The organism is Nocardia acididurans (genome assembly GCF_016741815.1).
Taxonomy (GTDB): domain Bacteria; phylum Actinomycetota; class Actinomycetes; order Mycobacteriales; family Mycobacteriaceae; genus Nocardia; species Nocardia acididurans.
Genome location: NZ_JAERRJ010000006.1, coordinates 332,686 through 357,245, shown reverse-complemented (window position 1 = coordinate 357,245; position 24,560 = coordinate 332,686). Strand labels below are relative to the sequence as shown.

The window sequence follows — 24,560 nt, the reverse complement described above, 5'->3', positions numbered from 1 at the left end:
CACGGTGCCGCCCGGCGATTCGGCGCACAGCGCCCGGACCACGGAGACGCGGGTGTTCGGCATCCGCCACCACGGTCCCGGTTCGGCGCGGTCGCTGCGTCTGGCGCTCGAAAAGTACTGTCCTGACGCGATTCTCATCGAAGGCCCGGCGGATGCCGATCCGCTGGCCGCCTTCGTCGCGGCCGACGGGATGGAGCCGCCGGTCGCACTGCTCGGGTATCACCCCGACGAACCGGCGCGGGCCGCCATGTGGCCGTTCGCGGTGTTCTCCCCGGAGTGGCAGGCGCTGAGCTATGCGGCCGAAAACGGTGTGCGCGTGGGGTTCTGCGATCTGCCCGCCGCCGTGACGCTCGCCATGGAGAACGAGCCCGGCGACCGCACCGACCCGCTGGCACTGCTGGCCGAGGCCGGGGGCTACGACGACGCCGAACGCTGGTGGGACGCCATTGTCGAATCCACCTCGGACGCGGAGATTTTCACCGCCGTCAACGAGGCCATGGCCGCGCTGCGCGAGTTCGCCGAGCACGAGAGCGACGAAAACCCCCGTGCCGAAGCGGGTTCCATGGATATCGCCTTCGCCTCGCAGCGCATTGTGGTCGATCTGCACACGCTGCGCCGGGAGGCGTATATGCGGCAGGTGATGCGAAAGGTGTTGAAGGACGGGGCGTTGCGGCTGGCGGTGGTGTGCGGTGCGTGGCATGCGCCCGCGCTGGAGGGCAAGCTCGGACCTGCCGCCGCGGATGCCCGGATGTTGAAGGGGTTGCCCAAGGGGAAGGCGACGCTGACGTGGGTGCCGTGGACGCATTCGCGGCTGGCGAGTGCTTCGGGTTATGGGGCGGGGGTTACGTCGCCCGGGTGGTATCACCATCTGTTCACGCAGACCGAGCAGCCGATCGCGCGCTGGCTCACCAGGGTGGCGGGGACGCTGCGGGCGAATGACCTGCCCGTATCCAGTGCGCACATCATCGAATCCGTCCGGCTGGCGGAGACTCTCGCCGCCATGCGCGAGCGGCCGATGGTCGGACTGTCCGAGGTCACCGAGGCGACTCGGGCGGTGCTCTGCGACGGCGACGAGACCATGTTGCGGCTGGTCACCACCGAGCTGGTGGTGGGCGAGGCGCTGGGTTCGGTGCCGGAGGGGACGCCCACCGTCCCGCTGGAGGCGGATCTGCGCGCGCAGCTGCGATCGCTGCGGATGAAGCAGGAGGCGCAGGAGCGGACGGTCGATCTGGATCTGCGCACCGACAGCGGCACGGCGAAATCCCGTCTGCTGCACCGGCTTCGCCTGCTGGGCATCGACTGGGGGCGGCTCGCGCAGAGTCAGGTCCGCAATACCGGCACCTTCCGGGAGACGTGGACGCTGCGCTGGCGGCCGGAGCTGGCCGTCGCCATTGTGGAGGCGGCTCGCTGGGGCACCACCCTGCGCACCGCCGCCGAGGCCAAGGTCCTCGACACGGTGGCCTATCCGGACGCCACCGTCGGCACGGTCGCGACCGCACTGGAATCGGCCCTGCTCGCGGATCTGGGCGGCGCGACGAACGGTCTCATCACCCGGCTGGAATCCGTTGCGGCCCTGGATCACGACGTCACCCATCTGCTGGCGGCGCTGCCCGGCCTGCTGCGCACCCTGCGCTACGGCGACGTGCGCGGCACCGACACCGCCGCACTGGGCCGGGTCGCCGACAGCCTGCTGCTGCGCGGTTGCGCGGGCCTGCCCAGCGCGGTCACGGGTCTGGATGCCGACTCCGCCACCGAGCTGCGCGCCCTCATCGACGCCGTGCACCTGGCCCTGTCGGCCCGCGACAACGAATGGGCCACCGCCACCTGGCTTTCCGCGCTCACCGCCCTGGCCGACCGGGCCGACGTGCACGGCACCCTGGTGGGCCGCGCCGTGCGCCTGCTCTGCGACGCCGAGATCATCGACGCGGCCGAATCCGCCCGCCGGCTGTCGGCGGCGCTCTCGGTGGGCCACAGTGCCGCCGACAAGGCCGCCTGGATCGACGGCTTCCTCGGCGGTCGCGGCCTGCTGCTGGTGCACGACCGAAACCTGCTGGGCCTCATCGACTCCTGGCTGTGCGGCCTGCCCGAGGACCAGTTCGTGGCGACGCTGCCGCTGCTGCGCCGCACCTTCGGCGCATTCGACAGTGGCGAGAAGCAGTCCATCGCCCAGGCCGTACGGCACGGCGCGCCAACGCCTTCGGCGCGGGGGACCACCGAATTCGATACGGAGCGTGGGGCGCTGGCGCTGCGCGCGGTCTCGGAAATCCTGGGGGTGGCGTGATGGCCGGATCGGGTGCGATGGATCCCGGCCACAGGCACGCCGGGATGACAAAGAAGGCGGCGTCGGGGATGGCGACGAGAGTCCGCGCCGGGGTGACGAGGAAAACCCCCGCCCGGACGAGGGTGAATGCTCACCCTGGAATCGCGACAGCGGAATCTGCTGAAGGGGACACGAAATGACCGATGTCGACGAGGTTCAGGCCCGGCGCTGGCGGCTGGTGCTCGGCGGGTCCGCGGAAGCGGGGCTGGGTGGGCTCGGCTCGCCCGATGACGCGGCCATGGATCGTGCGCTGAACGCGCTCTACGACGCGGATGACCGGGGCGGCAACGGCGGTGGCCGCCGCTCGGGTGGTCTGGGCGGCTCGGCCCCGCAGGTCTCCCGCTGGCTCGGTGACATCCGCCGCTACTTCCCGTCGACGGTGGTCGAGGTGATGCAGCGCGATGCGGTGGAACGCCTGAACCTGACCGAGCTCCTGCTCGAGCCGGAACTGCTCGAGGCCGTGGAACCCGATGTGCACCTGGTCGGCACCCTGCTGAGCCTGAACCGCGTCATGCCCGAAACCACCAAGGCCACCGCGCGCACGGTGGTGGAGAAGGTGGTCCGGGAGATCGAGCGCCGCATCGCCGCGCAGACGGTGGCGGCGGTGGGCGGTGCGCTGAACCGCGCCGCCCGAGTCGCCCGCCCGCGCCTGCGAGATATCGACTGGGACCGCACGATTCGCAGGAATCTGCACAACTATCTCCCGGACCATCGAACCGTGGTCCCGGAGCGCCTGGTCGGCTACGGCCGCAAGGCCCAGGCCGTGAAACGCGATGTGGTGCTGGCCATCGACCAGTCCGGTTCGATGGCCTCCAGCGTGGTCTACGCGTCGGTCTTCGGCGCGGTGCTGGCCACCATGCGCTCGTTGCGGACCTCGCTGGTCGTATTCGATACGGCGGTGGTCGATCTCACCGAGAAGCTGGCCGACCCGGTCGATGTCCTGTTCGGCACCCAGCTGGGCGGCGGCACCGATATCAACCGGGCCATCGCCTACTCCCAATCCCTGATCACCCGTCCGGCCGACACCCTCTTCGTCCTCATCTCCGATCTGTACGAGGGCGGTGTCCGCGCCGAGATGCTGCGCCGGGTCCGGGCGATGAAGGAGTCGGGCGTCCAGGTGGTCGTGCTGCTCGCCCTCTCCGACGAGGGCGCTCCGGCGTACGACCGCGACAATGCCGCCGCCCTGTCGGCTCTCGGCGTCCCCGCCTTCGCCTGCACTCCGGACAAATTCCCGGACCTGCTGGCGGTGGCTCTGGATCGGGGTGATGTCGGGGCCTGGGCACATCTCAACGCCGGTCGATCCTGAGGGTTTCGGCCGAAACCGGGAGCGGCGAGCAGCGCTCAGGGCACAAAATGGCAGACGGGTGGCCTGATCGAACACTGCTAGGCTGCGTGCGGATCTGTCTCGGGAACGGGGGCTGCGTTTTGCACTCTGGTGAGGTCTTCGCCGGCTACGTGATCGAACGCGAGCTGGGCCGGGGTGGGATGGGGTCGGTGTATCTGGCCCAGCATCCCCGGCTGCCGCGTAAGACGGCGTTGAAGCTGCTCAATCAGGAGATGTTCGCCGATAACGAGATCAAGGCCCGGTTCGTGCGGGAGGCGGACCTGGTGGCGCAGCTCGATCACCCGAATATCGTGACCGTGTACGACCGCGGCACCGAGGGTGAGCAGCTGTGGATCTCCATGCAGTACATCGACGGGGTGAACGCGACGGCCGTCAACCCTGGTTCACTGCCGCCGATGCGGGCGGCGCAGATCATCGCGGAGACGGCGAAGGCGCTGGATTACGCGCATGCGCAGGGCGTGCTGCATCGCGATGTGAAACCGGCCAATATCCTGCTGGCCCGCTCCTCCGGTAAGGGCGGGGCGGGGATGGAGCGGGTGTATCTCACCGACTTCGGTATCGCCCGGCTGCGTGACGACACCGGCCACCTCACCCAGACCGGCACGGTCACCGCGACCCTGGCCTACGCCTCCCCGGAGCAGCTGACCGGCGCGACCCTGGACGGCCGCTCCGACCAGTACGCACTGGCCTGCACGCTGTTCCAATTGCTCACCGGCGCAGTGCCGTTCGAGGGCACCAGCCCCGCGGCCGTGATCCGCGGCCACCTGCAGCAGCCGCCGCCGCCCGCGAGCCCGCTGCGCACCGAACTCCCCCGCGCCATCGACGCCGTCCTGGCCCGCGCGCTGGCCAAGCGCCCGCAGGAACGGTTCCGCTCCTGCGCGGAATTCGCGGCCGCCGCCGAACGCGCCCTGTCCGCGCCGCCGGCCCCACCGCGCCCGCCGACCCCCGCGCACCCGCAGCCGGTCGTGCAGCCCCAGCCCGTACAGCCCCCGCGCCAGCCCACCCCGAATCGCCCGCAGCCGGTCATCCCCCCGCCCGCGCCACCGCGCGCCCCCGCCTCCGCCGCGGGCCGCCCGCCTGCCCAGGGCTTCCAGGGTCCGCAGTCGTCCCCGGCGAACCCCTCGTTCCAGGGACCACAGTCGTCTCCGGCGAACCCGTCGTTCCAAGGGCCGCAATCATCTCCGGCGAACCCGGCGTTCCAGGGGCCGCAGTCGTCCCCGGCGAACCCTTCGTTCCAAGGACCGCAGTCCTCCCCCGCGAACCCGTCCTTCCAAGGACCGCAATCATCTCCGGCGAACCCTTCGTTCCAGGGTTCGCAGGGGTCGGCGGCCAACCCGGCGTTCGTGAAGCCGGGGTATCCGAGTCAGCAGTCCTCGCCGATCAATCCGGTCGTGCAGCGGCCGCAGGGGCCGCCGCCGAATCAGGGTTTCGGGCAGCGGCCGAATTACACCCCGCCGACGCCGCCGCCGAATTACCTTCCGCCGGAGCGGAAGTCGACGCCGGTCGGGCTGATCGTGTTCGTGGTGACCGCGGTGATCGTGGTGGCGATCGTGGCCATCGCGCTGATCGCCAAGAGCACCAAGTCGCTCCCCGAGCCGGGTAGCCCGCCCGCGACCACCAGTGTCGCCCTGGCACAGGAGTTTTCGCCGCACCTGTCGCTGTGACGGCTTCCGGCCGGTCACCTCGGAGCGTGACCGGCCGGAACTGTCTCCACGCGACGGTAGGGACAGGCGTCGCGTGGTGACGCTCAGATGTCGGCGATGGCGGCCAGCGGGGGCGTCCGCGCCGCGCGGATGCCGGGCCACAGTGCCGCCAGCACGCCGACCACGCCGGAGGCGACGAGCATGAGCACGATCTGGCCCCACGGCACCGCGATGGTGTCGAGGCCCAGATCCTGTAGCGTGCGCAGGAATCCGACGCCGAGGCCGAGGCCCAGCACCACGCCGACGAGTGCGCCGAAGATGGCGATGAGCATGGATTCCAGGTAGATGCTGCGCCGCATCTGCGGCCGCTGCATGCCGACGGCGCGCAGCATGCCGATCTCACGTCGCCGTTCCACCACCGACAGCGCGAGGGTGTTGACGATGCCGAGGATGGCGATCACCACCGCGAGCGCGAGCAGCCCGTAGAGGATGGCGAGCATGGTGTCGATCTGCTGCCCCTGTACGCCCTTGTAGTCCTCCCGGTCCATCACCTGTACGTTGCCGTAGTTCTCGGCGATCTTGGTGAGGTCGGCGCGCATGGTCTGCAGATCGGCCCCGGGCACGGCCTTGAGGATGATCACGAAGCTGCTCTGGTAGCTGGCCGGCACCAGCTGCTCGTACAGCGGCATCGAGGTCACCACGTTCTGCAGCAGCGGCGTGTCCTTGAAGATGCCCGACACCGTGACCGGATACTTCTTCCCGTCCAGCCCGGTCAGCTCGACCGACTCGCCTGCCGACCAATCATGTTCCCCGGCAAAGGTTTCCGAGATCATGATGTCGTTCGCGCCGAGCGTGTCGCTGCCCTTCTCGATGTCGTAGTTCATCACCGATTTCATCGGCCCCTCGGGCACGGTCACGAACACGGTGTCACCGTCGATCTTGACCTGCGCCCCGTGGAAGGCCACCACGTCCTGGACGCCGGGCACCTTCTTCACCTCGTCGGTGGCTTTCAACGGCACCCCGATGAAACTGTTGGGCGGCCCCGCCAGCATGTAGTCGCCGCTGACGCCCTTGTCCACGAGTTCCCCGATGCTGGCCTTGGCGGACGCGCCGAGCATGCCGATGGCCGAGACCAGCATGAGCCCGAGGGTGAGCGCGAAGGCGGTAGCCGCGGTCCGGCGCGGATTGCGCAGCGCGTTGTTGCGCGCCATCCGCCCGATCGGCCCGAACGGGATCACGAGCACCCCGAGCACGCTGATCACCGGCCTGGACAGTGCCGGCGACACCAGCAGCACCGCGAGAATCAGTGCGAGCGCGCCGATTCCGACGGTGAGCGCGGCATTGCCGCCGGTGCCCTGCGCCCCGATGATCACCAGGGCCACCCCGGCCACGGTCATGACCGCGCCGATGCCGACGCGCAGCCACTTGGAGGTGAGCACGGCCTGCAGCGGATTCGCGAGCACACCCAGTCCGATGCCGCGCAGTCCCTTGACCACGCCGCCGCCCACCGCGCCCAGTCGCCGCGTCTCGGCCGAGGAGGCGAACTCCTCCCGCATGGCCTCGACCGGCGGAATGGTGGCGGCCCGCCGCGCCGGCGCGTACGCGCTCACCACGGTGACGAGTACGCCGACGATCATGGCGACGGCGACGGTGCGCGGCAGTACCGCCATGGTGCCGGTGGGCAGTCCCAGATCGAAGGCGTTCAACAGCGCCGACAATCCGAACGCCAATCCGATACCGGCCGCGAGACCCAGTGCGCTGCCGATGATTCCGACGATCAGCGCCTCGCCGACCACCGATCGGCCCACCTGCCCGCTGCTCGCGCCGACGGCCCGCAGCAGGGCGAGTTCGCGCAGGCGCTGCGCCACCAGCATGGAGAAGGTGTTGTAGATGATGAAGGTGCCCACGATGAGCGCGATGGCGCCGAAGGCGAGCAGGAAGTAGTTGATGAACTTCAGCGCGTCGCCGAGCTGCTTCTTCATGTCCTCGCGGACCTGGTCGCCGTTCTGCACCTTGTAATCGGGCAGGGCCGTGGCGATTTCGTCGCGCAGCTGGTCGGCGTTCACGCCGGACTGCGCGGCGACGTCGACATAGGCGAGATGCTTGCCGTCGGTGAACAGCTGGCGCGCCTGCTGTTCGTCGAACTGCAGGCCGATGAAGCCGCCGCTGTCGCCTTCGAATTGGTAGATGCCGGAGATGGTGGCCTCGATATCACCCTTGGCCAGCGTCACCACCTTCACCTTGTCGCCGACCTTCAGGCCCGCGCGTTCCGCGCCGCCCTCGTTGATGGCGACCTGACCGGCCGCGGCGGGTGGCACGCCCGCGACGAACTTCTCCTGTTCGGCGACGGCCTTGTCCGGCGGCAGGTAGGCTTGGCCGACGGTGGGCGCACCGCCGGTCTGCACGTACTTGCCGTCCTTGAGCAGGGATACGGGCCCGTTGATGCCGGGCGCGACGACGCGCACGCCGGGCATGCCCTGCACCTGATCCATGACGGTCACCGGAATGCCCTGAGCCATCTGCTCTTTCGGGCTGACCCGGACGTCGACGCCCTTGGCCTGGTTGGCGAAGATATTGTCGAAGGTCTTGGACAGGGTGTCGGTGAAGACGAAAGAGCCTGCGATGAAGGCGGTTCCGAGGACCACCGACAGCAGGGTGAGGACGAGCCGCACCTTGTGCGCGGCGAGATTGCGCAAGGCGACCTTGCGCATCGGACTTCCGGACATCAGACGGTCTCCAGCGACTTCATCTTGTCGAGCACGGAATCGGCGGTGGGCGAACGCAGTTCGTCGACGATGCGGCCGTCGGCGAGGAACACCACCCGGTCGGCGTAGGAGGCGGCGCGCGGATCGTGGGTCACGATGACCACGGTCTGCCCGAATTCGTCGACAGCCGCGCGCAGGATGGACAGCACCTCGCCCGAGGACCGGGAGTCCAGGTTGCCGGTGGGCTCGTCACCGAAGATGATGTCGGGCTTGCCCGCCAGCGCACGCGCGCAGGCGACGCGCTGCTGCTGACCGCCCGACAGCTCGCTGGGCCGGTGGCTGAGCCGGTCGGTGAGCCCGAGCCGCTTGGTGACGGTGGACAGCCACTCCTCGTCGGCTTTGCGACCGGCGATATCGAGCGGCAGGGTGATGTTCTCCAGCGCGGTCAGCGTGGGCACGAGGTTGAACGCCTGGAAGACGAAGCCGATGCGGTCGCGGCGCAGGGCCGTCATCTGCTTGTCGGAGAGCTGGGTGAGGTCGGTGTCGCCGATGTGCACGGTGCCGGTGCTGGCCGAGTCGAGGCCGGCCAGGCAGTGCATGAGGGTGGATTTGCCGGAGCCCGAGGGGCCCATGATGGCGGTGAACTCACCGCGTGCGAACTCGGCCGACACCCCGTCGAGTGCTCGTACCTGGGTATCCCCCGATCCGTAGATCTTCGCCAGATCGGTCGCGCGGGCGGCGACCGGGGCCGTCCCCTTCCCCAGGGTGACGGTTTCCGAGACATTCGAAGTCATGGTGTCCAGTGTGTCTAGGATGTCTGGCCTGCGCCATCGGGGATCCCCCCGATAGGGACAACCTCATGAAGTCCACACAAAGATTGACTGCGCCGGGTCAGTTCAGCGGCGCGGACCGCCACCAGCTGAGGACCGCGTCCATGCTGCCGACGACGCCGTCGGTGTACATGAGCATCTGGGTGCGGTCGCTGTCGCCGGTGAAGTTGGTGACCATGCGCGGGCGGCTGAGGTCGGTGAACTGGTAGTTCGTGTAGCTCTCGCCGCCGTTGCTGTCGGTGGACTTCTCGTTGGGGGTGAGCCCGCTCAGCACCGACTGCAGATCGGCCGAGGAGTCGTAGCCGTAGACCCGGTAGAAGGGATCCTCGTTGTTGCCGCCGCCGAAGCAGCGCCACTGCACGGTCCAGTTGCCGAAGTCCGGTTCGCCCTCGTCGGCATCCGGCGGGCTGCTGGAGTCGGCCAGCCAGCAGGTGGCCCCGTTGTAGCCGGTCTCGCTGGACTTGCTGGCCGGCAGCATGCGCGGGAATTCCTGGCTGACGGTGGACCAGTCGACGGTCTTGTTGGTGACCGGTACGGCGGCGCTGGAGGTGGTCGTGGTCGTGCCGCCGGCCGTCCCGCCGCCCTTGTCGTCACCGCCGGAGGCGGCCACCACCACGACGACCACGACCAGCGCCAGCACCAGGAGGCCGACGATCGAGCCGATGATCAAGCCGGTGTTGGACTTTCGCGGCGGCTGCTGCATGGGCCGCGGCCCGGTGCCGGGCGGCATTCCGGGCGGCGGCACGGTCGGCGTGCCGGGATTGCTGTAGTTGTAGCCCGGCGTCGTGTACTGGTTGGTCGGCCGGTTCGGCGTGAACGGCGCGACCTGCTGCGGCGGCGGGGTGACCGTATTGACCATGGTCGGATACGGCGCCGGCGCGGCCGTCGGATTCGGCGGCGCGGTGCGCGGCCCGGAGGTGTGCATGGGACCGGCGGTGGCGTTCGGGCCGGAGGTCATGGGACCGGCCGTCGGCGCGGGCCCGCCGGTGGCGGCGAACGGCATGGGCGGCGCGGTGCGCGGATTCACCAGCGGCATGGCCGGTGCGCTCGGCGAGGCCAGTGCGCGCCGGGCGGCGGCGGCGAATTCGCTGCAGCTGACGAAGCGGTCCTCGGGCCGCTTGGCCATGGCCTTGGCGATCACCATGTCCAGGGCCTGCGGCAGCCCCTGCCGCAGCTGGGTGACCGGCGGCGGCGGATTCTGCAGGTGCCCCTGGATGACAGCGGCCGGGTTGGTGGCCTGGAACGGCCCGGACCCGGTGAGCAGCCAGAACAGCGTGCAGGCCAGCGAGTACTGGTCGGAGCGGCCGTCCAGCACGGAACCGGTGAGCTGTTCGGGCGAGGCGTAGGCCAGGGTGGCGGTGAAGGTGCCCGTCTGGGTGAGATTGCTGGTCTCGTCGCGCAGCCGGGCGATGCCGAAGTCGGTGAGGTAGACGCGTTCGCCCTTACCGCCGGTGGAGCGGGCCAGCATGATGTTGGCGGGCTTGACGTCGCGGTGCAGCACCTCGTTGCGGTGCGCGTAGTCGAGGGCGTCGGCGGTTTCGGCGATGATCTGCACGGCGCGTTCGGGCGGCAGCGCCTGCGGATTCACGCTGGCGGCGTCCACGCCGTCGATGTACTGCATGGAGATCCACAGCTGGCCGTCTTCCAGACCGCGGTCGTAGACGGTGACGATGTTGTGGTGATCCAGGCCGGACACCAGATCCGCCTCGCGTTCGAAGCGCGCGCGAATCTCCTTGTCGAACACCATTTCCCGGTTCAACAGCTTGAGCGCCGTCATGCGCGGCAGCCGCGGATGCTTTGCCAGATAGACCGAGCCCATGCCCCCGCGGCCCAGCGTCCGCTCGATGACATACCCGGCGAATTCGTCACCGTTGGACAGCATGACCAGCTCTCACTTCCCACATCACCCGCCGGGACCCATCCAGCGCGAGACGTACTGTACCTTTTTTGCCCTCCGCTTCGCTCCGGGCGGGTTCGCGGCCCTGGAGTCTCGACCCTTGATTGTGACGCAAGGCCATTCACCTCCTCTCCGGGCAGCGTTCCAGGTTTCTATCGGACTATCTCCGCGCATCGCACTTACGCAACACTGAAGGTTCGCTTGCAGTCCCGCATGAGAGTGTCGGTGGGCGGGTCTAGGGTGGCCACATGCGCATTGGAGCCCATGTCCGCACGGATGGCGACCCGATCGGTTTCGGCGAGAAGCTCGGCGCCGATGTGATCCAGCTGTTCGTGGTGGATCCGCAGAGCTGGGACAAGCCGAAGCCGCATCCGCTGGCCGCCGAGATCAAGGCCAGCCCCATCGACGTGGTGGTGCACTCCTCGTACCAGATCAATGTGGCGAGCACGAACAACCGCCTGCGCATGCCCTCGCGCAATGCTGTCGCGTTGCAGGCGCAGGCCGCCGCCGAGCTGGGTGCGTTCGGGCTGGTGGTGCACGGCGGCCATGTGCGCACCGATGCCGAGATGGCGACCGGAATCGACAACTGGCGCAAGCTGTTCGAGCGGCAGGCGGAGAAGGGCGGGTTCGCCGTGCCGATTCTCATCGAGAACACGGCCGGTGGAAATCACGCCATGGCTCGGCATTTCGACGATATCGGGCGGCTGTGGGAGGCCGTGGGCGACTTGGGCGCGGGCTTCGTGCTCGACACCTGTCATGCCTGGGCGGGCGGCGAGGAGCTGCTGAACATCGTGGACCGCGTCAAGGCCATCACCGGCCGAATCGACCTGGTGCACTTGAACTCCTCGCGCGACGAGTTCAATTCGGGCGCGGATAGGCACGCGAATCTGTCCGACGGCACCATCGACCCGCAGTTGCTGGTCGAGGTCTGCAAGGCCGTGGACGCCCCGATCATCCTCGAGACGCCCGCCGAGGGCGTAGCCGAGGATCTCGCTTACCTACGCGAACACGTTGGGTAACCGCTTTCAATCCAGCTGACGCTAACCCTGTTTGCGGACGCGCCGCGGTGGTGTCCTGAACGCACCGGCGCAACCGGCCGGACACCAGCATCCCATCACCGGGGTTCGGGGGCGAAGCCCCTGAGGGCCCCGGGAGTGGGTGACCGCGAGAGGGTTTGCATGTCTGTCGATTTCGCCTCCGATACCTCCACCGTGACTGTCGTGAAGCTGGGCAGCAAGATCGGCGCGCGCATCGAGGGTGTGCGCCTGAGCGGTCAGCTGGATTCGGTCACCGTCCAGCGGATCCAGGACGCCCTGCACGAGCACAAGGTGATCTTCTTCCGCGGCCAGGAGCATCTGACCGAGGACGGTCAGTACGAGTTCGCGCAGCTGCTCGGCTCCCCCACCACCCCGCACCCGACCGTCACCTCGAAGGGCGTCAAGACCCTCCCGATCGACTCGGAGTACGGCCGCGCCAACAGCTGGCACACCGATGTCACCTTCGTGGACCGGATCCCGAAGGCGTCCATCCTGCGCGCGGTGCACCTGCCCCCGTACGGCGGCTCCACCACCTGGGCCTCCACCGTCGCCGCCTACGAGGCGCTGCCGGCCCCGCTCAAGGTGCTCGTGGAGAACCTGCGCGCCCGCCACACCAACGCCTACGACTACGCGGCCGACCGCACCGAGGTGGCGCGCGGCGAGAACGAGCAGGTGACCGCGAATATCCGGGCCTACCGCGAGGAGTTCGAGTCCAGCTACTACGAGACCGAGCACCCGGTGGTGCGCGTGCATCCGGTCACCGGTGAGCGCGCCCTGCTGCTCGGCCACTTCGTGAAGAACTTCGTCGGCCTCACCGCCGCCGAATCGCAGACCCTGTTCCAGCTGCTGCAGAACCGGGTCACCAAGCTGGAGAACACGACCCGCTGGAACTGGCAGCTCGGTGATGTGGCGATCTGGGACAACCGCGCCACCCAGCACTACGCCGTCGACGACTACGACGGCCAGCCGCGCCGCCTGACCCGGATCACCCTCGCGGGCGATATCCCGGTCGATGTGCACGGCACGGCCAGCACCGTCGTCACCGGCAATGCCGAGCACTTCTCGATCGTCGAAAAGGTCGCCCCGCGCGCAGCATGACAACCTGACACGCCGCTTGGTTGTGACGCTCTTGCGCGTGCCACAACCAAGCGCCGAAACCCTCGAGGACTCACCTCGATCTGGTGCACCATAATGGTTCGCGGCCCGTCTCGGTCTGGACTGACGGAGCGGGGGAGCGAAGCGGAGGAGCGGAGGAGGGAAGACCGAGACCTCCAGGGCCGCGAACCCGCCTGTAGCGAAGCGGAGGGCACATTGGGCACAGAGATTCGGCCGCTCGACGGGGTGCGGGTACTGGAACTGGGCAACTATGTCGCCGCGCCGACCGCCGGGCGCATACTCGGCGACTTCGGCGCCGAGGTGATCAAGGTCGAACGGCCGAAAACCGGTGACGAGCTGCGGAATTGGCGGCTCTACGGTGGCGATACCTCGATGCTGTACCGCACGGTGAACCGGAACAAGAAGTCGATCACCCTGGACCTGCGGACCGAGGCCGGGCGCGGGATCGTGCTGGATCTCGTCAAGCGGTGCGATGTGCTGCTGGAGAACTTCCGGCCCGGCATGCTGGAGAAGTGGGGCCTGGGGCCCGAGGTCCTGAACGCCGCCAATCCGGATCTGGTGATCACGCGGATCTCCGCCTACGGGCAGACCGGGCCGCTGGCGCAGCGGCCGGGATTCGCGGCGGTGGCCGAGGCCGTGGGCGGGCTGCGCGAACTCGTCGGTGATCCGGATCGGCCGCCGGTGCGGGTGGGCGTGTCCATCGGTGATTCCATCGCGGGCATCTACGCCGCCTTCGGCACCGTGATGGCACTGTTCCAGCGGGAGCGGGTCGAACGGGTTCCGTTGGAGCAGCGCATCATCGACGTCGCGCTCAACGAATCCATCCTGTCGGTGATGGAATCGCTGGTGCCCGACTATCTGGCCTACGGCATCAATCGGGAGCGGGTCGGCGGGCGGATGGAGGGCATCGCGCCCAGCAACGCGTACCCGACCAGTGACGGTTTCAGCATCATCATCGGCGGTAACGGCGATGCCATCTTCCAGCGCTACATGCAGGTCATCGAGCGCCCGGATCTCGCCGAAGATCCTGAGCTGCGCGACAATGCGGGCCGCTGGCGCAATCGCGAACGGCTGGACGCGTCCATCGCCGAGTGGACGCGACTGCGTACCCGCGACGAGGCGTTGAAGATCCTGGAGGACGCCGCCATTCCGTGCGGGCCGATCTACACCGCCGCCGATATCGTCGCCGACGAGCAGTATCGGGCGCGCAATATGATTCAGCCGTTCGCGGTGGATGTGGGCGAGCCCGAACCCAGGCAGGTCGGTTTCACCGGCATCGTGCCGGTGATCGGCGGGCAATCGCTGCCCATCCGGAATGTCGGCCCGGATCTGGGTGAGCACACCCGTGAGGTGCTGTCCGGCCTGCTCGGCCTGTCCGAGGCCGAGATCGATGCGTTGGAGGCCAAGTGAATTCGACCGGCGCGGGGCCTTCGACGAGCCCGGCGAACTCGACGGACGCGGTGATTTCGGCGAGTACGCTGCCGCAGGCCGTCCTGCGGGACGTGACGCTGCGCGACGGCCTGCAGCTGACCGGCAAGGTGCTGCCCACCGAGCGCAAACTCGAGATCGTGCGGGAACTGCTGGCGCTGGGCGTGCCGGAGCTGGAGATCGGCTCCATGGCGCGCCCGGATCTGGTGCCGCCCATGGCCAATACGCTCGAACTGGTCGCCGCGCTGACTCCGGCGGAGCTGGCGCGCAGCTGGGTATGGGTGGCGACGCCGCGGCATGTGGAGAAGGCCGCGGCGGCGGGCGTGCGCAATTTCCAGTACTGCTTCTCGGTGTCGGACGCGCACAACAAGGCCAATATCGGCCGCACCACCGAGGATTCCCTGGCCGCCATGCCCGATGCCGTGCGGATCGCGCGGGAGGCGGGCGGGCGGATTCAGCTCTGTCTCGCAACGGCTTTCACGTGCCCGTTCGACGGCCCGGTGGATCCGGCGCGGGTGCTGGCCGTCGCCGCCGATCCGCGGGCGGAGGGTTCGGCCGATATCGTGATCGCCGATACGCTCGGGCAGGCGCATCCGGCTCAGGTGGGCGGGCTGATCGCGGCGGTGGCGGCGGCGGGCCGCTGGGGTACGCCCGAGCATCGGATCGTCTTCCACGGGCATGACACCTGGGGTATGGGTGTCGCGAATTCCCTTGCCGCCCTTGGTGCGGGTGCGGGCTTGGTGGATGGTTCCCTGGGCGGGCTGGGCGGCTGCCCGTTCGCACCGGGCGCGTCAGGCAACACCTCCAGCGAGGATCTGCTGTTCGCCACGCGACCGGCGTGGTTCCGGCCGCAGTCGCTGGCCGCACTGGTGCGGATGTCGGAGCGGCTGCTCGCCGAACTGGGTGAGCCGAACCGCTCGCGGACGGTCGAGGGCAGTCGCTCGAAAGCCGAAGCGTTCGAATGGGTTGTCCGCTGAATTTCTGGGCAGCGCGGTACGCGAGGCGCAGCGTGCCGGTGAGCTCAGCTCGGGCGGGCCGCGGCGTCGGCGCGCAGTTTGAGCAGGACCAGTCCGCTCGTGAAGGCGAGAATCAGCCCGGCGACGGTGATTTCGACATGTAGACCCGCGATCCCGAGGACTGCGCCGGTGATTCCGCCGAGGAAGATCAGCCAGGCGACGGTACGGGCCAGGATTGCCGACAACCGCGCGGGCGCGGTGGCCGCGGGTTCCCCACTCGGCGCGGTGGCGCGCACGGGGGATGTCGAAAATGCACCCATCATCTACTCCTCGATGACGCCCGCGAAGAGAGCGGATTATCGGCGCGTCCCTCAGCAAATCCTGGGCGTCTCACGTGTAACTTTGGACACACATTACGGCTCCGCAACGAAATGTCCATACGACACGTGCCGTAAACACGCCGAAGTTTACTGATTCGATATCTGAATCATCGCTGTTTGAGATATCTCCGTGGCTTTCGGCCCGGGTCACCCTATCCCAATATTCGGGACGAGGATCTCACCTGGCCCCGCGCCACAGCCTCCGTTAGGGTGAGCCCACTCGAGACGAATCAGGAGTGCCACCAATGGACGGCAGCAACGCCGGCGCGGACGAGCGCGGCACCCTGTCGCGCAAGCTGCCCGCACCGCTGGCCGGAGCAGTCGCCGCGGCCGGTGCCGTGTCGCTCGGACTCATTCTCATCGGCTCCTGCGGCGTAGGCGGCCAGGACACCTACGTCCCCCCGCCACCCCTCAACGCGGATCTGCAAGCGGCCCCGGTGAATTCCCTCTCCGGCACCACCACCACGACCGCCGTGGTGGTCATCCCGCCCTCCCCCACCTGGCGGGTGGCCGCGGGCGAACCGCGCAGACCGCGCACCACCACGACCACCACCACCGAGGAACGCCCGGAGGAGCGGCCCGCGGGCGAGGAAGCCGACGAGACCACCACCACGTCGCGCACCACCACGTCGCGCACCACCACCACGCGCCCGACCCGCACCACCCGGCCCCGCCCGACCACCACCGAGCGGACCACGACCGAACGGACCACCACCACCGAGGCCCCGGAGCCGGCGACGACCGAACCCGCCCGCACCGAGCGCCCGATCACCGCCGACGACGACGAAGCCGAGACTCCGGAATAGCGCCGCGCACCGGAACAGCGCAGCGGTCGCGCGGTCCGCAGCGCGCCACCTCGTATTCCGCAGTGCCGGTGAGCTATACGAAGATCGTCACCACTCGCCGTCTTCGACCTTCTTGCCCGGTTTCAGCGGTTTCACCTGACCTGGTTTCGGCTCCTGCCACGGCTCGTGGTCCGCACCCAGCCATTCGCCCACCGGGGCGACGTCCGCGAGTTTCCCCGCCGGAGAGATATCGGCGCCGTCGGAATCGAAGTAGTCGAACCAGGGCAGACCCGCCGCCGTGTACGCGGCGCGATCCACCGGAGACGGGGGCGGGGCCTCGCCGGTGATGTGCCGCCAGTCCGGCGGGGTCACCAGATGGACGAACAGGCGACCGGAAGGCGCTGCGGCCCAATCGGTCAGCGGGCGGTCGTCCTGGTAGATCTCCTGGCGCATGGTGCCGCCGACGCCGAGACCCATGGCCTTGGCCTGTCTGCCGCGACCCGCCGCCGCGCCCCGGGGCGCGCGTGCGGCGCTCGACGGCATGGACTCCAGCGGCGTCGCGCCCGCCGGGCCGGCGGGCGCAGGTCCGCTGTACCCGCCCTGCGACGGGGCGGGCGGCGGAGCGCCGTAGCCCTGCGAAGGGGGAGCCATCGGGGCCGAGCCGTAGTCGCCTGCCGGGACGGAGCCGGTGTAGCCCATGTCCTCGGCGGTGGTCATGTAGCGAGTGTGCTCGCTGACCTCCCGCCACTCGGCGCGTGCGGCATCGGTCAGGCCGAAGTGCTGCAGCTGGATGCCGCCCCACACCTCCTCGCCGGTGACCTGGCCCTCCACGGTCGCGCCCAATCCCATTGGCACCGCGACGAATTGGCGAATGGTGCCCGCACCGGAGTTGATGCCGTCCAGCCAGGGCTGGCGCGGCAGGATCACGTAGTTCTGCGGCTGCCGGGTGAGCTTGTCGCTCCACGGTTCGCCCGATACCGCGCACACCTTGCCGACGCCGATCTGCAGCGCGGCCGGTTCCTTCGCGGTGAACGACAGCCACATGGCCTCGCGCAGGTACATGGGCAGCATCACCCCGCCGCGTGTGCGCCATTCGTCGGGTACCGAATCCGCGTAGTCCTGCACTCGCCGCACCGGGAACTCGCCGAGCCCCGGCGGCAGCGGATGCGTGCCCGTCTCGGGCAGTCGCAGTGTGCGAATGAACCGCACGCCCACCCCGCCCGGCAGCACCAGAGTATTTCCGTCCAGCCGTACCGCGTCCTCCACCATGTCCGCACAGTACGCGCCGGGATCAGCCGTACGGTACCGAAATTCGTCCTGTTCCGAACGGCCGGGCGGGGTCTCGCGCCGACACGGTTCCCATTCGTCCAAGTCGCCGGTGCGCCGACGGCCTACCGTCGGTCCATGTCCACACAGTCGATCATGGAGGCCGCTGAGAAAGCGCTCCGCAGCACCTATGCCGAGTGGCTCACCGCCCTCGTCGAGAACGACGCCGACCGGCTCGCCGAATTCGTCACCGCGGACTGGGTTTTCGTCGGGGAACGCGGCATCACGCCGGGCGCCCTGTTCCTCGAACTGGTCCGCTCGGGCGAGCTGAGCCACTCGGCCATGGCCGCCGTGGGCGAGCCGCGCATCCGTGTCCACGGGACGACTGCCGTGCTGTCGGTCCGCGTCGTCAACACCGCGCACTATCGCGGGCAGACCGTCGAAGCCGATGAATGGACCACCGACGTCTTCATCCTGGACGACGGCGGGTGGCGGTGCGAACTGACCCACCTCACCACCGTCGCCCAGGACTGACCTAGATCTCGACCAGGTGGTATTCGGTGACCCGGTCGGTGAGGACGCGCAGGTGGTCCAGATCGGTGCCGAGGGTGCGGCCGATGGCGGTCAGCCGGGCCGCATAGTGGCTCACCGGGTACTCGGTGGTGATGCCGATGCCGCCGTGCATCTGAATGGCCTCCTGGCCGATATGCCTGGCCGACCGGGCGACTCGCAGGCGAGCACGCGACGCGATGGACGGATCGGTGACCTCGTCGGCCAGCGCGGCGGTGGCGTAGTAGCTCATGCTGCGGGCCAGTTCCAGCGACACGTACATGTCGGCCGCCCGCTGGGTGAGCGTCTGGAACTTGGACAGGGTGACGCCGAACTGCTTGCGGGTCTTCAGGTATTCGGTGGTCAGCCGCAGCGACTCCGCCATCGCACCGAGCGATTCCGCGCACAGGGCGGCGTGGGCCCGCACCGTCACCGTGTCGACAGCGGCACGGGCGGCCGCCGGATCACCCAGCAGTTCGGCTGCCGCACCGGAGAATTCGAGCTGCGCGCCTCGCCGGCCATCGAAGGTGCGGAACGGCTTGCGGGAGACGCCCGTCGCGTCGGCGGCGACCAGGAACAGCGCGGTGCCGCCGTCCGGCAGGACGGCGCTGACCACCAGGTCGTCGGCGCAGTCCCCGTGCGGGACCGGGTTCTTCACGCCGGTCAGCACGTAACCGTCCCCCTGCGCGACGGCGGTGGTGCTCAGTTCCGTTGCGGGCCAGCGTGTTCCCGGCTCGGCATGGGCGAAGGCCAGCAGCTTCTCCCCCGCAACCAGCGGCGGCAGCAGGCGTTCGCGCTGTGCGGGGGTACCGGCGCGAGCGATCAGCCCGCCGGGCACCAGCACGGCGTCGAGCAGCGGTTCCGGTGCGAGCCTGCGGCCCACCTCCTCCAGCACGACCATCAGCTCGACGGGTCCGGCGCCCACGCCGCCGTCCTCCTCGCTGAAAGCCAGTCCCAGCACACCCAATTCGGCGAGCTGGTTCCAGACCTCGCGGCTCCAGCCCAGGTCGGTGTCGGTGACCTTCAGCCGGGTTTCCGGGTCGTAGGCACGGCCGAGCAGATCCCGGACCGTGTCACGCAGCATGACCTGTTCATCGGTGAGTTCGAAATCCATGGTGGCGGCTCACAATCCGAGGATGGTGGAGGCGATGATGGTGCGCTGCACCTCGTTCGACCCTCCGTAGATGCTGGTCTTGCGGTAGTTGAGGTAGGCGGGGCCGGTGTGCTGGGCCCACTCCGGGGAGGCGATGTCGCCGGCGTGCACCGGCAGCGCGTCCGGACCCGCGATGTCCAGCAGCAGTTCGGTGGCGGCCTGCTGCAGTTCGGTGCCGCGCAGTTTGAGCACCGAGGAGGCCGGATTCGGTGTGCCGTCACCGGTTTCGGACACCACGCGCATGAGCGTCAGCTCCAATGCGAGCAGTTCGTTCTCCAGCTCCGCGACGCGGGAGGCGAAGACCGGATCCGCGAGCAGCGTGCCGGAGCCCGACCGGGTCTGCGCCGCATACTCTTTCGCGAGACCCAGCTTCACCTTGGTGCGGCCGACGCCGGTGATGCCGGTGCGCTCGTTGCCGAGCAGGAACTTCGCGTACGTCCAGCCCATGTTCTCCGCGCCGACCAGCTGATCGGCGGGCACCCGCACGTTCTCGAAGAACACCTCGTTGACCTCGTGGTGCCCGTCGATGAGCTTGATCGGCCGGATGGTCACGCCGGGCGACTTCACATCGAAGAGCAGCATCGAGATGCCGGCCTGCTTCTTCACCGTCGGATCGGTGCGCACCAGGCAGAAGATCCAGTCGGCGTACTGGGCCAGCGTGGTCCAGATCTTCTGGCCGTTCACGATGTAGGAGTCCCCGTCGCGCACCGCGGTGGTGCGCAACGAGGCCAGGTCCGATCCGGCGTCGGGCTCGGAAAAACCCTGGCACCACCAGATGTCGAGGTTGGCGGTCGGGGGCAGGAAGCGCTGCTTGAGCTCCTCGGACCCGAACTGCGCGATGACCGGTCCGATCATCTGCGCGTTGAAGGTTAGCGGTTCGGGGACGGATGCCAGCTGCATCTCGTCCTCCCAGATGTGGCGCTGCATGGGAGTCCAGTCGCGACCGCCCCACTGCGTCGGCCACTTCGGGACCGCGAGTCCGTGCTCGTTGAGAATGCGATGCGAGGTGACGATGTCGTCGCGGGACAGTTCCCGGCCGTACTTCACACGGTCCCGGATCTCCGCCGGGATCTCGGTCCGGTAGAACTCGCGCAGTTCGTCCCGGAATTTCACCTCGTCCGGTGACAGGGCAAGCTTCATTGCTACTCCCAGGGGTGAGCCTGTTGACTTGGGTCCCAGCGTCGAGCTGTTGACTCGATGTCAACATACTCCCCGGTAAACATGGGGCTGTCGGCTGGCTCACCTTCACCGACCGCTCGCCCCGTTCCGGCGCTGCTGGTACGTTGCGGGAGGACCTGTGCGCCCGCGACGCCCACGCGCGCGAGAGCGAACCACCGGCCACCCACCGGCATCCGAAATCCCAAGGAGCAGCACGAGTGAACGGCAGCACCCTCCGTCGCCGGGCCGCGTCCGCGGCGGCTCTCGCCGTCACCGCGGCCGCGCTGAGCATCGCGTCCGGACCCGCCGGGGCCGAACCCACGACGCCACTCGAAACCGCGACCGAGGCGCTGACCATCGCCGCGGGCGAGAACGCCGAGGCGCAGGCGGGGGTGAACGCCACCGTCAAGGCCGCACAGCTGGTCACCGCGGCGCGACTGAACAACATCACCTTCACGCCGTTCGGCTACAGCGCCCCGACCATCGGATGCGGCAGCAATATGCCGTTCACCATGACCGTGGCCTCCGCCGTCGCGGGCGTCGACGGGCCGGACACCGGGCTCGCCGGGCCGCCGGGAACGCTCCGATTCCAGGCCACCCCGGCCCATTCCGGTATGCCGCTCGCCTCGGGGCTGAGCGTGGCGTGGCTCAATGTGGCCAACGGCCGCAGTGGGATCAACGCGCTGGACGAGATGACCGAGTACAACCTGCCCGCACTCGCCAAGACGGTGGACTCCGGGCCGGGCACGGTCGTGGCCTCGCTGTGGGGCACCATCGACTACCCGGCCGCGCGCTGCGTGGTGTTCCCGACCGTCGGACTGTTCACCGTGCCCGACCTGCCGAAGGCTCCCGCGCCCAGCACAGATCCGGCCGTGCCCAACGGAACCGGGGAGACGGGGTCGGGCGGGACGCCCGCCGCACCCAACGGCGGCGCCGACACCGGCTCGGGCGGCGCGCCCGCCCTCTGATCACCCCGCCGCGGGGTCGGTGAATTCGTAGCGCTCGTACTCGCGGACGGCTTCGAAACCGATGCTGCGGTAGATCTTGTTCGAGGTGGGGTTCGCGGGATCGGTGAACAGGCAGACCTGGGAACCGCTGGCGCGCAACCGCTGTGCCAGGTCCGCCGTGGCAGCGCCGGCGTAGCCGTGTCCGCGATCGGCGGGCGGGGTGTACACCGGGCCGATACGGCTCCAGCCGAAAGCCCGCGGATGATGTCCGGCCATCGACACCGGGCGCTCGCCGTCGATCCACAGCCGCAGGGCGCCGACGGCGATCCGGGCGCGCACACCCGATTCGTCGAGCGCGCCCGCGGACTCCGCGTCCATGTCCGCGTTCCACCGCGTACACGCCTCGATATCGGATTCCGTTGCGGGCCTGCTGTATCCGGGAATCTCGGGAATCCGCAGCCCGCCCAGCCGATACAACCGGCTGCCCTTGCTGCGGCGCGCACGCTCCCCGGACACGGCAGTCCACTGCTCGGCGAACGCCAGTGAATCCGGAATCGCGCCCTCCACGGCGCCTGCGTCCGGAATCTCCTCGGCCAGCGCCCGCGCCAGCTCCCGAACAGCCTCTCCCGGAACGGTTCCGAGATAGATCCCCGGCCCCGCGTACATGGCGAAACCGGCGACCGTCCCATTCCCGTTGTGCGCGGTCGCATACCGAAATCGCGAATCCGACCCCGCCGACGCACCGGCCAGCCTGCTCACCACGGTGGCAATCACCGTGTGATGCAACGGATCCCGCTCCAGCGCCGGAGTCACCAGCTGCAGGAACCGCGCCGCATCGGCGGTAATCTCCACTCGCATCGCCACATTCTGCCGCTCTCCGCACTCTCAGGAGAAGCTCTCGGGGGCTTCGCCCCCGAACCCCCTGGCAGCGCACCACACCCGCCCGCAGGCGCGGGTGGCATCCACCTCACCCCGCATACGAGAATGGCCGAAGCCCTTGGGCTTCGGCCATTCTCGTTATCTACTGCTACGCGCGCGGCTTGCGGCGTTCGTAGCGCGGCTTCTCGCTGCGGGAGTCGCGGCGCGGGTTGCGGCCACCCGTACCGGAACGGAATCCGGGCGGGCCCTGATCGAGCTGGAGCTGGATGAGCTGACCGCTGATCCGGGTGCGGCTCAAGGCATTCAGCGTTTCGTCCGACAGGTCCGCGGGTAGTTCGACCAGGCTGTGGTCGGGGCGGATGCTGATGTGGCCGAAGTCGCTGCGGCGCAGGCCGCCCTCGTTGGCGATGGCGCCGACGATCGCGCCGGGAGCGACCTTGTGGCGCTTGCCGACCGCGATGCGGTAGGTGGCCAGTTCCGCGCCGGTCTGGCGGTGACGGCTGGGGCCCTCGCGGCGTTCACGCGGTCCACGGTCGTCGAAGTCGCGGGGGCCGCGGTCACGATCGCGGTCGCGGCGGGGCGCGGGCTCCGGATCGGGCTCCATGAAGAAGTTGTCGCCGTCGTAGGAACCGACGGCCAGGGCGGCCGCGATATCCACGAGCGGGATGTTGTGCTCGCGCTCGTAGTCCTCGATCAGCTTGCGGAACAGCGGCAGATTGGCCGAGGCCAGGTTCTCGGTGATGGTGTCACCGAACTTCTGCACGCGCTGCGCGTTCACGTCCTCGACGCTGGGCAGCTGCATCTCGGTGACCTGCTGGCGGGTGGCGCGCTCGATGGCGTCGAGCAGCCGGCGCTCGCGCGGGGCCACGAACAGCAGCGCCTCACCGGAGCGGCCCGCGCGGCCGGTGCGGCCGATGCGGTGCACATAGGACTCGGTGTCGTGCGGGATGTCGTAGTTGACCACGTGCGAGATGCGGTCCACGTCCAGGCCGCGCGCCGCCACGTCGGTCGCCACCAGGATGTCGAGCACGCCCGACTTCAGCTGCCCGATGGTGCGCTCACGCTGCGCCTGCGCGATGTCGCCGTTGATGGCGGCCGCGGAATACCCACGCGCGCGCAGCTTTTCGGCCAGCTCCTCGGTGGCCTGCTTGGTGCGCACGAAGATGATCATGGCCTCGAAGGATTCGACCTCGAGGATGCGGGTCAGCGCGTCCAGCTTGCGCTGATACGACACCAGCACCCAGCGCTGGGTGATGTTGGTGTTCGTCGACGTCTTCGCCTTGACGGTGATCTCCGTCGGATCCTTCAGGTACTGCTTGGAGATCTTGCGGATCACCGGCGGCATGGTGGCCGAGAACAGCGCCACCTGCTTGTCCTCCGGAGTGTCGCGCAGGATGCGCTCGACGTCCTCCTGGAAGCCCATCTTCAGCATCTCGTCGGCCTCGTCCAGGACGAGATAGCGCAGCTGCGTCAGATCCAGCGTGCCGCGCTCGAGGTGATCGATCACACGTCCGGGCGTGCCCACGACCACCTGCGCACCGCGCTTGAGGCCATTGAGCTGCACCGCGTAGTTCTGGCCGCCGTAGATCGGCAGCACGTGCACGCCGGGCATGTGCACCGAGTACTTCTGGAACGCCTCGGCCACCTGAATGGCCAGCTCACGGGTGGGAGCGAGGACCAGCGCCTGCGGCTGTTTGCCGGACCCTTGCAGACCCATGAGGATCGGGATCGCGAAAGCCGCGGTCTTGCCGGTACCGGTCTGGGCCAGCCCCACCACGTCCGCGCCGTCGAGCAACGGCGGAATCGTCGCCGCCTGAATGGGCGACGGCGATTCGTAGCCGACATCGGCGATGGCCCGCAAAATGCGGTCATCGATGCCGAGATCGGCGAAGGACGGGCCGTTCACGTCCCTCTCGTCGTCGCTGGGAACGCTGTCGGCCGGTGAGGTGCTCATTGACCAGGAGTTTACTAGCAGCTGTTTGCCCAACCCGCCCCGCCTCACCCAGACCCGCGGGGGCGTCCGAACAAATACCCTGGACCAGTGCACCCGAACAACGAAGCCGCACCGGTCCGCAACTACGTGACCGGCACCATCGCCGCCGCCGAGCCGGGCAGTGCGGGCACGGTCTCCGCCCCGCCCGCGCAGGAGACGGCCGCCGTCGCCCA

At 68.9% G+C, this 24,560-nt stretch carries 19 protein-coding genes; 10 read left to right on the top strand and 9 right to left on the bottom strand.

Annotation, left to right across the window (positions count from 1 at the left end):
• Positions 1-4 precede the first annotated feature (4 nt).
• The 3 genes from JK358_RS17565 (at position 5) to JK358_RS17555 (ending at position 5,329) form a co-directional block, all read left to right on the top strand.
• Complete coding sequence (locus tag JK358_RS17565; RefSeq protein WP_201948945.1) at positions 5-2,281, top strand: DUF5682 family protein; 2,277 nt, start codon at positions 5-7, stop codon at positions 2,279-2,281.
• Positions 2,282-2,456: 175 nt separating this feature from the next.
• A complete protein-coding gene (locus JK358_RS17560; protein ID WP_201948763.1) occupies positions 2,457-3,626 on the top strand; it encodes a VWA domain-containing protein in 1,170 nt (389 codons plus the stop codon).
• A 119-nt stretch (positions 3,627-3,745) separates the two neighbouring features.
• Positions 3,746-5,329 (top strand): serine/threonine-protein kinase, encoded by a 1,584-nt coding sequence (locus JK358_RS17555; protein ID WP_232851414.1) that lies wholly within the window; start codon positions 3,746-3,748, stop codon positions 5,327-5,329.
• Between the two features lie 83 nt (positions 5,330-5,412).
• On the opposite strand, the gene JK358_RS17550 is transcribed toward JK358_RS17555, so the two are convergent.
• From JK358_RS17550 to JK358_RS17540, 3 genes are all read right to left on the bottom strand, one after another.
• A complete protein-coding gene (locus JK358_RS17550; protein WP_201948761.1) occupies positions 5,413-8,034 on the bottom strand; it encodes an ABC transporter permease in 2,622 nt (873 codons plus the stop codon).
• Positions 8,034-8,807, bottom strand: coding sequence for an ABC transporter ATP-binding protein (locus JK358_RS17545; protein WP_201948760.1), 774 nt, complete (start codon positions 8,805-8,807; stop codon positions 8,034-8,036). The genes JK358_RS17550 and JK358_RS17545 overlap by 1 nt, the downstream gene beginning before the upstream one ends.
• A gap of 97 nt (positions 8,808-8,904) precedes the next feature.
• Complete coding sequence (locus JK358_RS17540) at positions 8,905-10,725, bottom strand: serine/threonine protein kinase (protein WP_201948759.1); 1,821 nt, start codon at positions 10,723-10,725, stop codon at positions 8,905-8,907.
• Positions 10,726-10,988: 263 nt separating this feature from the next.
• Between JK358_RS17540 and JK358_RS17535 the strand changes: the two genes are divergently transcribed.
• The 4 genes from JK358_RS17535 to JK358_RS17520 all read left to right on the top strand — a co-directional run bounded on the left by JK358_RS17535 (position 10,989) and on the right by JK358_RS17520 (position 15,298).
• Positions 10,989-11,759, top strand: a complete 771-nt coding sequence (locus JK358_RS17535; RefSeq protein WP_201948758.1) for a deoxyribonuclease IV — start codon at positions 10,989-10,991, stop codon at positions 11,757-11,759.
• 159 nt (positions 11,760-11,918) lie between these two features.
• Complete coding sequence (locus tag JK358_RS17530) at positions 11,919-12,875, top strand: TauD/TfdA dioxygenase family protein (protein ID WP_201948757.1); 957 nt, start codon at positions 11,919-11,921, stop codon at positions 12,873-12,875.
• 213 nt (positions 12,876-13,088) lie between these two features.
• Entirely contained in the window at positions 13,089-14,303 is a 1,215-nt protein-coding gene (locus JK358_RS17525) for a CaiB/BaiF CoA transferase family protein (RefSeq protein WP_201948756.1), read from the top strand.
• A gap of 53 nt (positions 14,304-14,356) precedes the next feature.
• Positions 14,357-15,298 (top strand): hydroxymethylglutaryl-CoA lyase-like TIM-barrel protein, encoded by a 942-nt coding sequence (locus JK358_RS17520; protein ID WP_201948943.1) that lies wholly within the window; start codon positions 14,357-14,359, stop codon positions 15,296-15,298.
• Between the two features lie 44 nt (positions 15,299-15,342).
• Here JK358_RS17520 and JK358_RS17515 read toward each other — a convergent pair whose 3' ends face one another.
• Positions 15,343-15,597, bottom strand: a complete 255-nt coding sequence (locus JK358_RS17515) for a hypothetical protein (RefSeq protein WP_201948977.1) — start codon at positions 15,595-15,597, stop codon at positions 15,343-15,345.
• Between the two features lie 305 nt (positions 15,598-15,902).
• Between JK358_RS17515 and JK358_RS17510 the strand changes: the two genes are divergently transcribed.
• Complete coding sequence (locus JK358_RS17510; RefSeq protein ID WP_201948755.1) at positions 15,903-16,463, top strand: hypothetical protein; 561 nt, start codon at positions 15,903-15,905, stop codon at positions 16,461-16,463.
• A gap of 87 nt (positions 16,464-16,550) precedes the next feature.
• On the opposite strand, the gene JK358_RS17505 is transcribed toward JK358_RS17510, so the two are convergent.
• Positions 16,551-17,711 (bottom strand): hypothetical protein, encoded by a 1,161-nt coding sequence (locus tag JK358_RS17505; protein ID WP_201948754.1) that lies wholly within the window; start codon positions 17,709-17,711, stop codon positions 16,551-16,553.
• 135 nt (positions 17,712-17,846) lie between these two features.
• Between JK358_RS17505 and JK358_RS17500 the strand changes: the two genes are divergently transcribed.
• Complete coding sequence (locus tag JK358_RS17500; protein ID WP_232851413.1) at positions 17,847-18,242, top strand: nuclear transport factor 2 family protein; 396 nt, start codon at positions 17,847-17,849, stop codon at positions 18,240-18,242.
• A 1-nt stretch (position 18,243) separates the two neighbouring features.
• Here JK358_RS17500 and JK358_RS17495 read toward each other — a convergent pair whose 3' ends face one another.
• Positions 18,244-19,371: an acyl-CoA dehydrogenase family protein gene (locus JK358_RS17495; RefSeq protein ID WP_201948753.1), complete on the bottom strand. Its 1,128-nt coding sequence runs from the start codon at positions 19,369-19,371 to the stop codon at positions 18,244-18,246.
• A 9-nt stretch (positions 19,372-19,380) separates the two neighbouring features.
• Positions 19,381-20,550, bottom strand: coding sequence for an acyl-CoA dehydrogenase family protein (locus tag JK358_RS17490; protein ID WP_201948752.1), 1,170 nt, complete (start codon positions 20,548-20,550; stop codon positions 19,381-19,383).
• Between the two features lie 236 nt (positions 20,551-20,786).
• Between JK358_RS17490 and JK358_RS17485 the strand changes: the two genes are divergently transcribed.
• Complete coding sequence (locus JK358_RS17485; RefSeq protein WP_201948751.1) at positions 20,787-21,536, top strand: hypothetical protein; 750 nt, start codon at positions 20,787-20,789, stop codon at positions 21,534-21,536.
• On the opposite strand, the gene JK358_RS17480 is transcribed toward JK358_RS17485, so the two are convergent.
• Both JK358_RS17480 and JK358_RS17475 read right to left on the bottom strand, forming a co-directional pair.
• A complete protein-coding gene (locus JK358_RS17480; RefSeq protein WP_201948750.1) occupies positions 21,537-22,373 on the bottom strand; it encodes a GNAT family N-acetyltransferase in 837 nt (278 codons plus the stop codon).
• A gap of 169 nt (positions 22,374-22,542) precedes the next feature.
• Positions 22,543-24,348: a DEAD/DEAH box helicase gene (locus JK358_RS17475; RefSeq protein WP_201948749.1), complete on the bottom strand. Its 1,806-nt coding sequence runs from the start codon at positions 24,346-24,348 to the stop codon at positions 22,543-22,545.
• Positions 24,349-24,560: the final 212 nt, after the last annotated feature.

Excerpts from the sequence above, each read along its gene's own strand:
- JK358_RS17515 (WP_201948977.1), bottom strand. The coding sequence starts at position 15,597 with ATGGGTGCATTTTCGACATCCCCCGTGCGCGCCACCGCGCCGAGTGGG.
- JK358_RS17560 (WP_201948763.1), top strand. The coding sequence starts at position 2,457 with ATGACCGATGTCGACGAGGTTCAGGCCCGGCGCTGGCGGCTGGTGCTC.
- JK358_RS17535 (WP_201948758.1), top strand. The coding sequence starts at position 10,989 with ATGCGCATTGGAGCCCATGTCCGCACGGATGGCGACCCGATCGGTTTC.
- JK358_RS17505 (WP_201948754.1), bottom strand. The coding sequence starts at position 17,711 with ATGGTGGAGGACGCGGTACGGCTGGACGGAAATACTCTGGTGCTGCCG.
- JK358_RS17500 (WP_232851413.1), top strand. The coding sequence starts at position 17,847 with ATGTCCACACAGTCGATCATGGAGGCCGCTGAGAAAGCGCTCCGCAGC.
- JK358_RS17550 (WP_201948761.1), bottom strand. The coding sequence starts at position 8,034 with ATGTCCGGAAGTCCGATGCGCAAGGTCGCCTTGCGCAATCTCGCCGCG.
- JK358_RS17490 (WP_201948752.1), bottom strand. The coding sequence starts at position 20,550 with ATGAAGCTTGCCCTGTCACCGGACGAGGTGAAATTCCGGGACGAACTG.
- JK358_RS17510 (WP_201948755.1), top strand. The coding sequence starts at position 15,903 with ATGGACGGCAGCAACGCCGGCGCGGACGAGCGCGGCACCCTGTCGCGC.
- JK358_RS17475 (WP_201948749.1), bottom strand. The coding sequence starts at position 24,348 with ATGAGCACCTCACCGGCCGACAGCGTTCCCAGCGACGACGAGAGGGAC.
- JK358_RS17540 (WP_201948759.1), bottom strand. The coding sequence starts at position 10,725 with ATGCTGTCCAACGGTGACGAATTCGCCGGGTATGTCATCGAGCGGACG.
- JK358_RS17530 (WP_201948757.1), top strand. The coding sequence starts at position 11,919 with ATGTCTGTCGATTTCGCCTCCGATACCTCCACCGTGACTGTCGTGAAG.
- JK358_RS17545 (WP_201948760.1), bottom strand. The coding sequence starts at position 8,807 with ATGACTTCGAATGTCTCGGAAACCGTCACCCTGGGGAAGGGGACGGCC.
- JK358_RS17480 (WP_201948750.1), bottom strand. The coding sequence starts at position 22,373 with ATGCGAGTGGAGATTACCGCCGATGCGGCGCGGTTCCTGCAGCTGGTG.
- JK358_RS17495 (WP_201948753.1), bottom strand. The coding sequence starts at position 19,371 with ATGGATTTCGAACTCACCGATGAACAGGTCATGCTGCGTGACACGGTC.